11 protein-coding genes are annotated in these 12723 nt (G+C 69.4%); 10 read left to right on the top strand and 1 reads right to left on the bottom strand.

Going from position 1 to position 12723, the window contains the following annotated elements:
- Window positions 1-2: 2 nt before the first annotated feature.
- The gene (locus tag ACG01O_RS08705; protein WP_394383574.1) at window positions 3-1169 is read right to left on the bottom strand and encodes a response regulator; all 1167 of its coding nucleotides are present in this window, start codon (window positions 1167-1169) and stop codon (window positions 3-5) included.
- Between the two features lie 150 nt (window positions 1170-1319).
- Between ACG01O_RS08705 and ACG01O_RS08700 the strand changes: the two genes are divergently transcribed.
- The 10 genes from ACG01O_RS08700 to ACG01O_RS08655 all read left to right on the top strand — a co-directional run bounded on the left by ACG01O_RS08700 (window position 1320) and on the right by ACG01O_RS08655 (window position 12722).
- A complete protein-coding gene (locus ACG01O_RS08700) occupies window positions 1320-3680 on the top strand; it encodes a hybrid sensor histidine kinase/response regulator (protein ID WP_394383572.1) in 2361 nt (786 codons plus the stop codon).
- Window positions 3677-5692 carry a hybrid sensor histidine kinase/response regulator gene (locus ACG01O_RS08695; protein ID WP_394383571.1) on the top strand — a complete coding sequence of 672 codons (2016 nt, stop codon included), beginning with the start codon at window positions 3677-3679 and terminating at the stop codon, window positions 5690-5692. Before ACG01O_RS08700 ends, ACG01O_RS08695 begins: the two co-directional genes overlap by 4 nt.
- Window positions 5689-6792 carry an HD-GYP domain-containing protein gene (locus ACG01O_RS08690; protein WP_394383570.1) on the top strand — a complete coding sequence of 368 codons (1104 nt, stop codon included), beginning with the start codon at window positions 5689-5691 and terminating at the stop codon, window positions 6790-6792. Before ACG01O_RS08695 ends, ACG01O_RS08690 begins: the two co-directional genes overlap by 4 nt.
- Window positions 6793-6834: 42 nt before the next feature.
- Window positions 6835-7575 (top strand): sulfurtransferase, encoded by a 741-nt coding sequence (locus tag ACG01O_RS08685; protein WP_394383569.1) that lies wholly within the window; start codon window positions 6835-6837, stop codon window positions 7573-7575.
- A gap of 22 nt (window positions 7576-7597) precedes the next feature.
- Window positions 7598-8548, top strand: coding sequence for an alpha/beta fold hydrolase (locus ACG01O_RS08680; RefSeq protein ID WP_394383568.1), 951 nt, complete (start codon window positions 7598-7600; stop codon window positions 8546-8548).
- A gap of 33 nt (window positions 8549-8581) precedes the next feature.
- Window positions 8582-9367, top strand: coding sequence for a lysine/arginine/ornithine ABC transporter substrate-binding protein (locus ACG01O_RS08675; RefSeq protein WP_394383567.1), 786 nt, complete (start codon window positions 8582-8584; stop codon window positions 9365-9367).
- An 85-nt stretch (window positions 9368-9452) separates the two neighbouring features.
- Entirely contained in the window at window positions 9453-10145 is a 693-nt protein-coding gene (locus ACG01O_RS08670) for an ABC transporter permease (protein WP_394383565.1), read from the top strand.
- Complete coding sequence (locus tag ACG01O_RS08665; protein ID WP_394383563.1) at window positions 10142-10828, top strand: ABC transporter permease; 687 nt, start codon at window positions 10142-10144, stop codon at window positions 10826-10828. Before ACG01O_RS08670 ends, ACG01O_RS08665 begins: the two co-directional genes overlap by 4 nt.
- Window positions 10829-10834: 6 nt before the next feature.
- Window positions 10835-11950 (top strand): succinylglutamate desuccinylase/aspartoacylase family protein, encoded by a 1116-nt coding sequence (locus ACG01O_RS08660; protein ID WP_394383562.1) that lies wholly within the window; start codon window positions 10835-10837, stop codon window positions 11948-11950.
- A gap of 1 nt (window position 11951) precedes the next feature.
- Window positions 11952-12722, top strand: coding sequence for an ABC transporter ATP-binding protein (locus ACG01O_RS08655; RefSeq protein WP_394383560.1), 771 nt, complete (start codon window positions 11952-11954; stop codon window positions 12720-12722).
- Window position 12723 lies beyond the last annotated feature (1 nt).

The raw sequence follows: 12723 nt of genomic DNA, 5'->3' as shown, positions 1-12723 counted from the left end.
GGCTATCCGGCCGCGCGCCGGGCCTCCGGAGAAATCAGTGGCACCGACAGCCGCACCGTCGTGCCCACGCCGGGTGTGGAATCCACCTGGATCTGCCCGCCCAGCGCAAACGTCACGAGATTGCGCACGATGTACAGCCCCGGCTCGTTGCGATTGACGCCAAAACGGGTGGAAAAGAACGGGTCGAACACGCGCCCCAGCAAGCCCGGCGGAATGCCCACGCCATGGTCTTGCACGGTGATCTGGAGTTGATCCGCGCCGGAGGGGCGCACCCGCAAGCGCACCACGCCGCCGGCTTCGCGGTAGGCATGCTTGATGGCGTTGTGGATCAGGGTGCCCAGCACCTTGGCGAGTGCGCCGCGGAAGCTGAGCAGGTGCACGTCCTCCCCCGCATCCAGCTCGCAACGCACCTGCTGCGCTTCCAGCGCCGGCGCCAGGCCCGCCACCACTTCGTGGATCAACTCCAGCAACGAGAAGCTGCGCCGCTGGTCACCGAAGTTGTCAGCCGTGGACTGCAGGAACGAGTCGACGATGGACAGGGTGCGCTGCAGGTTGGAGAGCACCAGGCCCACGCTTTCATCGCTGACGCGCAGGTGCTTGTCGAGGTCGCTGCGGCGCAACTGACCGCCTTGCATCGTGCTGCGCAGCTGCGCCAAGTCGTCTTGCAGCGTGCACGCGGCGATGAGCGCATTGCCCAGCGGCGAACTCAACTCCTGCGCAATGCCCGAAATCGTGCGCCCCACCGAGGCCAGCTTGTCGCGCTGGAACAACTCGATCTGCGAGCGCGCAAAGCTCTCGGACGCCAGCTTCAGGGCCAGTTGCGTGCGCACCCGGGCCTTGACCACCACATCCACAAAAGGCTTGGGGATGTAGTCCACCGCGCCATGGGCAAAGCCTTCGGCTTCGTCCTCGGCACCGCCTTGCACGGTCACGAAGATGATGGGCACGCCGCGCGTGCGGGGGTCGGCCTTCAGGCGGTCGCACACCTCGTAGCCGCTCATTTCCGGCATCAGCACGTCCAGCAAGATGAGGTCGGGCAGCTGCTGGGCACAAAACGCCAGGGCCTCGGCACCGCTGGTGGCCATCGAGACCTCGCACTCATCCACCAGCAGCTGGTACAGCGCGTGGATGTTGCTCGGCTGGTCGTCGACGACAAGGATGAGTGGCATGACATCTCAGGATAACCGCTGACTTCGGCGCCATCGTGACCGCCCGACCTGGGCTTTCCCCAGGGGCCATCGGCCCTGCGGAGGCGCTTGCCGGGTGCCGAGCGCTTTCATAATTCGGGCGTGCCCCCTGACAGCCCTTCGCACGCGCCCGTGCTCCCGCGCCGACTCGCCCTTGCGCTGCCCTGGGCGGCCACCGGGCTGCTCGGCGCCTGCCTGGTGCTGCTGTGGCCGATGCGCCACCAGGGCCCGGCTGCGCTGGCACTGCTGCTCAATGCGGTGCTGCTGCCCGCGCCGCTGCTGTTGCGCCAGCGCGCGCCCCACCGCAGCACGGAGGTCATGCCCGACGCCCCCGCGCTGGTGGCCGCCGCCCCAGCCTCTCCGGCCCCGAGTGAGGTTCGCAACCAACTGCTGACCCAGCTCAGCCATGCGGTGCGCACGCCACTGAACGCGGTCATGGGCATGACGCAGTTGGCACTTCAAACCCGGTTGACCGCCGAACAGCGCGACCTCCTCCAGCAGGCCGACGCCGCCTCGCAGGCGCTGCTGGGCTTGCTGCACGACGCCCTGGATGTGGCAGCCCTGGAATCAGGCCAGGCCACGATGGCCCGCCATCCGCTGCGGCTGGAAGACGTGGTGGCCCAGGCGCTGGAACAGGTGCGCCCCGCTCACGCACGGCCCGAGGTGGCGCTGATTTGCGACTGGGTCTCACCGGACCTGCTGCACCTCCCAGGCCAACTGCTGGGCGATGCGGCGCGCTTGCAGCGGGTGCTCGTCACGCTGCTGACCAATGCCCTGAAATTCACGCTCGCCGGCGAAGTGCGCTTGCGCGTGCAGGGCGAACTCGACCCAGACCGGGCCCACGTGCAGCTGACCCTGGCCGTGCAGGACTCGGGCATCGGCATGAGTGCGCAGCAGCTGCAGGCTGCGTTCCCGGTGGACGATGCCGCCAACCGGCCCACCGGCCCCGCACCCCGGCTCGGTTTGGCCCACACGCTCCGCCTCGTCGCCCTGATGGGGGGGCGGCTCCAGGCCCAGAGCGCCGTGAGCCGCGGCACCGAAGTCGCGCTTCAACTGTCCCTGCCCCTGGATGGGCACGGCCAAACGCCGCAGGCGCCGCGGCCGCAACGCTTGCTGCTGGCGCAGGGCGCCGGAGCGGCGGGTGACAGCCTCCAGGCGCTGATCGGCCACCTCGCAGGCGCCGACCGCGTCGCGCGCGGCCTCCACGCTTCCCAAACCCTGGAATTGCTGGCACAAGCGCACCAGGCGGGGCAGCCGTTCGACAGCGTGCTGCTCGACTGGCGGCTGCCCGGCCCGGGCGCGCAAGGCCTGGAACTGCTGGCGCTGCTCCGGCGCGACCACCCCACCCTGCGCGTGGCGGTGCTCAGCGGCCCGGGGCAAGATGACGACCTGCTCCAAGCCCGCAGCTTCGGGGCCCGCGCTGTGCTGCCGTCCCCCTTGACGCCCGGAGACCTGCGCGCCTGGTGCAACGAACCGGACGACCGCCCGACGGTGGCAGACCACCTCCCGCTGGCCGGCCTGCGGGTGCTGCTGGTGGAAGACCACCCCGTGAACCGCGACATCGCCCAGCGCCTGCTCACCAGCGTGGGGGCGGCGGTCACCCCCGCCATCCACGGCCAGGACGGCCTGGCTCAACTGCTGGGCCAGGCGCCCGACGCCTTCCACGTCGTGCTGATGGATTTGCAGATGCCGGTGCTGGACGGCTGGGCTGCCACACGCGAGTTGCGGCGTCAGCCCGGCTTTGAGGCCTTGCCCGTGCTGGCCATGACCGCCTTTGCCGGTGCCGAAGAGCGTGAGCAATGCCTGGCCGCCGGCATGCAAGGCCACATCACCAAACCCCTGGACATGACCCACTTGGTGCGCAGCTTGCAACCTTTCCTCCCCCAAGCCGCCCCCGCCGCGCCGGAACTGGTGCTGGACCACGCCCTGGGCCTGCGCCAATTCGACGGGCACGCCGCGCTGTACCAGCGCACGCTGCGAGCCTTCAGCGACCAATACGCCGACGGGCTGGGCGCCTGGTCCGGCTGGCTGGCCGACGGCCAATGGGCCGAGTTGCGCCGCGGCGCGCACACCCTGCAAGGGCTGGCGGCCACGCTGGGGGCGCGGCCGCTGCACCGGGCGGCCTTGGCGCTGGAGATGAGTGCCGCCGCTGCCGACGCGGGCCACGCCACCCCGCTACTGCAGGGCGTGTGCGCGGCGCTGGCGGCCCTGCAGGCAACCCTGGCATCGGCCGCCGACACGCTGGCGCCTGCGGCCCCGCCCTTGGCGCCCAGCGGCACCCCGGCAGACCTGCAAGCCCTGCGCGACCTGCTGGCGCAAAGCGACAGCCGGGCGCTGGACTGGTGGCAGGCCCACGGCCGTGCGGCTGCGCTGTCGCCCGAGGCCCGCCAGGGCGTGGATGCGGCGCTGGGGGTGATGGACTTCGACGCCGCTGCCGCCGCACTCGACCGCGAGCTCGACCGCGACCGCGCGCCGGCCGAGGCCCAGCCATGAAGCCCGTCGTGGTGGTGCTCGGCCCGCGCGGCACGCGCTGGCTGTTCCTGCTGGTCGTGGGTTCGGCCCTGCTGGCCTGGGCGGGCGAGGCCGCACTGGGCGTGCTGCAGGCGGCTGACGCGATTGGCTATCCGGTGCTGGCCGGTAGCTTTGCCGTGCTGGCCGCCCTGGTGTGGCAGCAACCGCAGTCGCTGCGGCTGTGGCAACGCCTGGCCACCTTGATCCTGGCGCTGTACTTCAGCCTCACGATGCTGAGCTTCACGCTGCAGCCCGACCCCGGGCCGGGCTTGTACACGCTGGGCACGCTCACGCCTTGGGCCATGGGGGCGTGCCTGCTGCTGTACACCAGCTGGCGCGCACGGCAGGCCTTGATCATTGCGCTGGGCCTGCTGCTGATGATGCTGGCGCCCCCGACGCTGCTGCGTTTTGCGGGCGAGCCCCCGCAGTGGCTGATCGAGAGCTGGCCGCTGATCGCCAACCTCGGCCTGTGCCAGCTGATGTTCAGCCTGGCGCTGTGGGGCCTGTCGCGGCAACTGGCCCAGCTCACGCGGCTGGCCCCAGTGCAAGGCCCGCACGCCACCGCCGACGAACTGGTGGCCGCTCGCCTGGCCGAGATGGAAGAGGCGCGCGCGGCTGCCGAGGGCGCCTCGCGTGCCAAGTCTGACTTCCTGGCCAACATCGGGCACGAGATCCGCACCCCGATGAACACCGTGCTGGGCCTGACACGGCTGATGCTGCAGGGCCGGCTGGCCGCTGAGCAACGCAGCCGCCTGCAAGAAGTGGCCAAGGCGGGCGAATCGCTGGTCAAGCTGATCGACGGCCTGCTGGATTACGCCGACCTCGACGCCGGCCGCATGCAGCTGGCCACCGACCCCTTGCATCTGGAACAGGTGCTGGCCCACGCGTTCGACGCCGTGCGCCCCGCCGCCCAGGCCAAGCATCTGGAGCTGATTTGCGACATCGCCTCGCCGGAGCTGCTGGGAGAGGCCGGCGCCCGGCGCGGTGACGCGGTGCGGCTGACACAGCTGGTGACCGAATTGCTGGTGAATGCCGTGAAGTTCACGGCCGCGGGCCAGGTCAAGCTCAGCGCCAGCCTGTCAGCCGACGGCGGCTGGGTGCTGAAAGTGCGCGACAGCGGCATGGGCATGCCCCCGGAGCAGCTGGCGCGGCTGTTCACCCCGTTTGCCCAGGCCGAAGCCGGGGCCACCCGGCGCTTTGGCGGCACCGGGCTGGGCCTGGCGGTGTGCCGGGCGCTGGCACTGCGCATGGGCGGCGACCTCAACGCGCGCAGCACCCCCGGCCGGGGCAGCGAGTTCGAGCTGGTGCTGCCGCCCTCACCCTGCCCCGAGTTCAAGCTGCAGCCCCTGCCCCCGGCCCGGCGCGTGCTGCTGGTGCAGGCCGCCCACAGCGGCGGGCACGATGACCTGCTGGCCCTGTTCAAAGCCCTGGCGCCCACCACGCGGGTGGACCTGCTCTCCCAGGGCCGCCAGGCGCTCGCCCGGTTGGCCGCCACACCGGCCAGCCAGCCCTACGACCTGCTCATCATCGACTGGGTGCTGCCCGACATGGAAGGCGGCGAGCTGCTGATGAAGCTCGCGCAAGACGGCCCGCCGCAGGCCCGCCGCACGGTGCTGCTGAGCGCGTTCGACACGCCGGTGCTGCGCGAACGCGCCCAGCGCCAGGGCGCCGAAGCGCTGTGCGGCAAGCCGCTGCTGCCCCACATGCTGCGCCGGCTGCTGGACCTGGACCGCCCGCTGCCGGTGGACCTGCCACTGCCCGAACCCGTGGACCCGACCATCCCCGGCACCGACGCCGCGGTATTGATCAGCGAACTCGACTCCCTGCTGGGCGACGCGGACAGCAACGCCCTGACGCTGTGGGAGCAGCATGAATCTGCCTTGATCGATGCACTGCCGGCCCGCCAGGCCAAGGCCCTGGTGGGTGCCATGCAGCGCTTTGATTTCGACGAAGCCCAGGCCGCCTTGCGCGGCGAGTTGCAGGACAAGCCATGACGCCCTCTGCCGTTTTGCCAACGCCGCAGGCCACCGTGCTCGTGGTGGACGACACGCCCGCCAACCTGACGCTGCTGGCCCAGGTGCTGAAGCCGGAATACCGCGTGCAGCTCGCCGTGAGTGGGGCCAAGGCGCTGGAGATCTGCCGCCGCCAGGCGCCGGACCTGATCGTGCTGGACGTGATGATGCCGGAGATGGACGGCTACGAAGTCTGCCGCCGCATCAAGGCCGACCCCGCCACACGCCGGGTGCCGGTCATCTTCCTGACCGCCCTCACCCGCCCGGAGGACGAAAGCGCGGGGTTCGACGCGGGCGGCGCCGATTTCATTCACAAGCCCTTCAACCCGGCCACCGTGCTGGCGCGGGTGCGCACGCACCTGCAACTCAAGCTCGCCGAAGACCACCTGCTGCGCCACAACGCCCAGCTCAGCGACGAACTGGAAGCCCGCCGCCGCGAGGTGGAACGCTTGCGCGACACGACGCTCTTCGTGATGGTGGGGCTGGCGGAGTTCCGCGACGCAGACACCGGCAACCACATCCAGCGCACGCAGGAGTACGTGCGCACGCTGGCCCGCTGGATCGCTGCCCAGCCCGACGGCCCGGCAGACCTGACCGAAGCCGCCATCGACGAGCTGGCCAAGGCCGCGCCGCTGCACGACATCGGCAAGGTGGCGATCCCCGACGGCATCCTGCTCAAGCCGGGCAAGCTGTCGCCCGATGAATGGCAGGTCATGAAGACCCACGCCGAGCACGGCGCCGACCTGCTGCAGCGCGCGGTGGACCGCCTGGGCGATGACGCCGGCCTGATGCTCACCTTCGGCCGCCAGATTGCCCGCCACCACCACGAAAAGTGGGACGGCAGTGGCTACCCGGACGGCCTGGCGGGCGAGGCCATTCCGCTGGCTGCGCGGCTGATGGCCGTGGCCGATGTGTACGACGCGCTCATCAGCGTGCGGCCCTACAAACGGGCCATGACGCACGAGGAGGCGCTGGCCTACATCCGCGACGGCGCCGGGAGTCATTTCGACCCACGCGTGGTGCAGGCCCTGCTGGCCTGTGTGGACGAAGTGCAGGCCATTGCCGCTCGCTGGGCCGACTGACGCCCCGGGGCCACGCCACGGTGCCGGATAATCCGGGGCCTCATGCAGCACGGCCCCATCCTCAACATTTCCTGTTACCTCTTCGTCTCGCTGGCCGACACGGCCGCCCTGCGAGACCGCCTGCACGCACGGGCCGAGGCGTTGGGCCTCAAAGGCACGGTGCTGCTGGCTGAAGAGGGCATCAACCTGTTCCTGGCCGGGCCGGCGGCCGACGTGAACACCTGGGTGGCCGAACTGCGGAGCGACCCGCGCTTCGCGGCCCTCACGCCCAAGGAAAGCTGGAGCGAGCACCAGCCCTTCCAGCGCCTGAAGGTGAAGGTCAAGGGCGAGATCATCCGCATGAACCGCCCGACCGTTCGCCCGGACCAAGCCCCCCGTGCCCCCGCGCTGCCGGCTGCAACCCTGGTGCGCTGGCTGGATCAAGGCCACGACGACGACGGCCGCGAGGTGGTGATGCTGGACACCCGCAACGGCTTCGAGGTGGACCACGGCGCCTTCGACAACGCCATCGATTGGCGCCTGCACAAGTTCAGCGACTTCCCCGACGCGCTGGCCGCCCACCGGGACGAGCTCGCCGGCAAGACGGTGGTGAGCTACTGCACCGGTGGCATCCGCTGCGAAAAGGCGGCCATGGTGCTGGAAGACCACGGCCTCATCGCCTGGCAGCTGGACGGCGGCATCCTGAAGTACTTTGAAGAAACCGGCGGCAAGCACTACCACGGTGGCTGCTTCGTGTTCGACGAGCGCGAATCCCTTGCGCCCGACCTGACCCCGGTTGCCTGACCGGGGTCCACGGCAGCACCGCATGAAACTCGGCGAGTGGGCGCTCAAGGCGCTCGGCATCGTGCTGATGCTGGCGGCGATGGCCTTTGCCGTCAGCAAGGCGCCGGACCGGCCGCTGGACAGCCTGACGCCCCGCTGGGCTCCGCCGCCGTCGGACTTCCTCGACGTGGACGGCCTGCAGGTGCACTACCGCGATCAAGGCCCCGCACGCGACCCGCTGCCGCTGCTGCTCATTCACGGCACCAGCGCCAGCCTGCACACCTGGGAAGGCTGGGTGGCCGACCTGGCCACGACGCGGCGTGTCATCAGCCTGGACTTGCCCGGCTTTGGCCTGACCGGCCCGAATCCCGACCGCGACTACTCCGACGCCCGCTACGTTGCGTTCATCCGGCAGTTCATGAGCCGCCTGGGGCTGGGGCGGGCGATTTTGGTGGGCAACTCGCTGGGCGGCGAGATCGCCTGGCAGGTGGCCCTGGCCGCGCCGGAACACGTGGCCGGGCTGGTGCTGATCGACGCCGCCGGCTTCAACTTCCAGCCCGAGCACATCCCGCTGGGCTTTCGGATTGCACGCATGCCCGTGCTGCGGGAAGGCATGCGCTGGGTGCTGCCGCGCCGCGCGGTCGAGCAAAGCGTGCAAGACGTCTACGGCGACCCGACCCGGGTCAGCGCCGCGTTGGTGGATCGCTATTACGAACTGACGTTGCGTGAAGGCAACCGCCGCGCGCTGCTGGACCGGGTGGATCAACTCGCGCCCGGCCCCGTGGAGCGGCTGCCCGAGTTGCACCTGCCCACGCTCATCCTCTGGGGCGAGCGCGATCGGCTGATTCCACTGCGATGGGGCCGCGAGTTCGAGCACGCGATTGCCGGCAGCCAGCTGGTGGTTTTCCCGGGGCTGGGTCACGTGCCTCATGAGGAAGACCCGGCTGCTACCCTTGCGGCCTTGCGCGCCTGGTTGCCCCAGGTGGCCCACTGAACACCCCTCACCCGGCTCTAGAAGAGGTTTGAGATGAAGAAATTCGCCCTCCTGTCCACCCTGGCCCTGGCGGCCACGCTGGCCCAGGCCCAGGCTCCGGAATGGAAGAAGCTGCGCATTGGCGTGGAAGGCGCTTACCCCCCGTTTTCCGAGATCGGCGCTGACGGCAAGCTCAAGGGCTTCGAGATTGAACTCGTCCAGGCCTACTGCGCCGAAATGAAGGCCCAGTGCACGCTCGTGCAGCAAGACTTCGACGGCCTGATTCCGGCGCTGCAGTCGCGCAAGGTCGATGCGATCTTTGCCAGCGTCTCCATCACCGAAGAGCGCCAGAAGGTCATCGCCTTCTCCAAGCCTTACTACAACACCCCGGCCCGCCTGATTGCCAAGGCCGGCGTGAAGCTGGAAGCCACCGCTGCGGGCCTGAAGGGCAAGAAGATCGGCGTGCAACGCGGCACCACGCATGAAACCTATGCGGCCAAGACCTTCACGCAGAGCGAAATCGTGCGCTACGCCTCGCAAGACCAGGTGTTCCTGGACCTCAAGAGCGGCCGCATCGACGCCACGCTGATGGACTCGCCGGCCGGCGACTTCGGCTTCCTCAAGAAGCCCGAAGGCAAGGGCTTCGCGTTCGCGGGCGCCGCCATCCTGGACGACAAAATCTTCGGCGCCGGCACCGGCGTGGGCATGCGCAAGGCCGACGAGGCCACGCTGGGCAAAAAGTTCAACGCCGCCATCGACGCCGTTCAGGCCAATGGCACGTTCAAGAAGCTGGCCGACAAGTATTTCGACTACGACATCGCGCCCCGCACCAAGCAGTGAGCGCACGGTGGCCCGGCACCTGAACGCCGGGCTGCACGCTGACCCCTGACGCCTGCGCCCTTCCCCGCCGCCGGCCCCCTGCCCCATGTTGCTTCACGGTTTTCTTCCCAGCCTGCTCGACGGCGCCACGGTCACCCTCGCCGTGGCCTTGTCGTCCTTGGGCATTGCTGCCCTGCTGGGCCTGGCCGGTGCGCTGGCCAAGCTGTCGCGCTCACGCGTGGCGCGCGCCGTGGCGGGCACCTACACCACGCTGATTCGCGGCGTGCCTGACCTGGTGTTGATGCTGCTGGTGTTCTACGGCGGCCAGCTGGGGGTGAACACCCTGGCGCCCATGCTGGGGCACGAGGACTACATCGACATCGACCCCTTCGTGGCGGGCGTGTTGACCATTGGCTTCATCTTCGGGGCTTACCTCACCGAAGCGTTCCGCGGCGCCTTCCTGGCCGTGCCGCCCGGCCAGCGCGAAGCCGGGCTGGCCTTTGGCATGAGTCCGCGCCAGGTGCTGTGGCGCATCACGCTGCCGCAGATGCTGCGCCACGCGCTGCCCGGCATTTCCAACAACTGGCTGGTGCTGATCAAGAGCACGGCTATCGTGTCGGTCATCGGCCTGTCAGACCTGATGACGCGCGGCCAGCAAGCAGCCGGCACCACGCGTGAGCCCTTCAGCTTCTACCTGGCCGTGGCCGTGATTTACCTGCTGTTCACCAGCGCTTCCGAGCTGACCTTCGCCTGGGCGCAAAAGCGCCTGGCCGTGGGCGTGAAGGAGGGCCGACTGTGAACTTCGAGACCATCGGCGAGAACCTTCCGCTGTACCTGACCGGGCTGGGCGTCACGCTGAAGCTGTTGCTGCTGTCGCTGGGCTGCGGCTTGGTGCTGGCGCTGCCGCTAGCCGTGGTGCGAACGGTCTTCCACGGCTGGTCGTCGCGGCTGGTGTGGGTCTACACCTACACCTTCCGCGGCACGCCCATGCTGGTGCAGCTGTTCCTGTGCTACTACGGGCTGGCGCAGTTCGAGGCGGTGCGCGACAGCTGGGCCTGGCCGTGGTTGTCGTCGGCCACCTTCTGCGCCTGGCTGACGTTTTCGCTGAACACGGCGGCCTACACGACCGAAATCATTGCGGGCGCCATCCGCGCCCTGCCGGCCGGCGAGATCGAAGCGGCCAAGTCCCTGGGCATGAGCCGCGGGCTGATGCTGCGGCGCATCGTGCTGCCCGCCGCCCTGCGCCGCGCGTTGCCGGCCTATGGCAATGAAGCCATCTTCATGCTCCACGGCACCTCGCTGGCCAGCGTCGTCACGCTGCTGGACCTGACCGGCGCGGCCCGCGAGGTGTACGCCAAGCACTACCTTCCCTTTGAAGCCTTCATCACGGCGGGCGCGTTCTACTTCGTGCTCACGCTGGCGCTGGTGGGCCTGTTCCGCTGGGCCGAAGCCCGCTGGCTCAAGCCCATGATGAACCGCTGAACGACCATGCACGCTGTCCATCACCCCCTGCTTTCTCCCGCCCCCGGCACGCAACGCGAGCTGGTGTCGCTGCACTACGGCCGCCCGGGCGGCGCCAAGGCCTACATCCAGGCGTCGCTGCATGCCGACGAACTGCCCGGCATGCTGACCGCGCACCACCTGCGCCTGCAGCTGGACGCCCTCGAAGCCGCCGGCCAGATCACCGGCGAAATCGTGCTGGTGCCGATGGCCAACCCCATCGGGCTGAGCCAATTCCTGCTGCACGCGCACCTGGGCCGCTTCGAGCTGATGTCGGGCGAGAACTTCAACCGCCATTACCCCGACCAAATCGCGGCCGTGGCCGCCGAGGTTGAAGGGCAGCTCGGCGCTGACGCTGCCAGCAACGTCGCCGTGCTGCGCCGCGCGCTCAAGGCGGCGGTGCTGGCCGCGCCGGTGGACACCGAGCTGCAATCGCTGCGCCGCACGCTGATGGGCTTGTCCTGCGATGCCGACATCGTGCTGGACCTGCACTGCGACGCGCAAGCCCTGCTGCACCTCTACACCGAAACGCCGTGCTGGCCCGAGTGCGAAGCGCTGGCGCGCTTTCTGCGCTCGCGGGTCACGCTGCTGGCGCAAGACTCGGGCGACAACCCGTTCGACGAGGCCTGTTCGCAGGTGTGGTGGAAGTGGAAGCAGCACTTCGGCGACCGTTTCCCCATCCCGCAGGCCTGCATGTCGGTCACGGTGGAGTTGCGCGGCGCCGCCGACGTGACCCACGAACTGGCCGCCGCCGATGCGGCGCACATCGTCGACTTCCTGCGTTGGCGCGGCCTGATCAGCGGCGACAAGCCGGCGCTGCCGGACGCGGTAGGCGACGCCCGCCCGCTGGCGGGCAGCATGCCGATCAAGTCGCCCGTGGCGGGCGTGCTGACCTTCGTGAAGGATGTGGGCGCCGAGGTGCTGGCGGGCGACGTGCTGGCCCACGTCATCGACCCGATCACGGCCCAGGTCACGGAACTGCGCAGCCCGTGCGATGGCTTGTTCTTCGCCCGCGACTTCCTGCGTTTCGCCAACGCCGGCATGCGCGTGGCCAAGGTGGCCGGCAAACACGCCGTGCGCACCGGCAAGCTGCTGGGAGCCTGACATGAGCGAGTTTCAACTGCAGGCCAATGGCATCCACAAGCGTTTTGGTGAGCGCGAGGTGCTCAAGGGGCTGTCGCTGTCGGCCCGCCGGGGCGATGTCGTCACGCTGATCGGTTCGTCCGGCTCGGGCAAGAGCACGTTTTTGCGCTGCCTCAACCTGCTGGAGCAGCCCAACGAAGGCACGCTGAGCCTGGGGGGCGAGGCCCTGAAGCTGGTGCGCGACCGCGATGGCAGCCTCAAGGCGGCCGAAGCGGTGCAACTGCAACGCTGGCGTGCCCGGCTGGCCATGGTGTTCCAGAACTTCAACCTCTGGGGCCACATGACGGTGCTGGAGAACGTCATCGAAGCCCCGGTGCACGTGCTGGGCAAGCCCAAAGCCGAAGCCATCGAACGCGCGCAAGCCCTGCTGGCCCGCGTGGGCGTGGGACACCGCGCGCAGGTGTACCCGGCGCAGTTGTCCGGTGGCGAGCAGCAGCGCGTGGCGATTGCCCGCGCCCTGGCCGTTGACCCCGAGGTGATGCTGTTCGACGAACCCACCTCCGCCCTGGACCCGGAACTGGTGGGCGAGGTGCTCAAGGTCATGCGCGACCTGGCCGCCGAAGGGCGCACGATGATCGTCGTCACCCACGAGATGGGCTTCGCCCGCGAGGTGTCCAACCACTGCCTGTTCCTGCACCAAGGCCGGGTCGAGGAAGAAGGCAACCCCAAGGAGATGCTGCTGCGCCCGCAAAGCGAGCGGCTGCAGCAATTCCTCAGCGGCGGGTTGAAGTAAG

This window comes from Pelomonas baiyunensis, from assembly GCF_043555935.1.
GTDB lineage: Bacteria > Pseudomonadota > Gammaproteobacteria > Burkholderiales > Burkholderiaceae_C > Pelomonas > Pelomonas baiyunensis.
The sequence above is the reverse complement of the archived record's forward strand: the minus strand, read 5'-3'. Positions and strand labels throughout refer to the sequence as shown.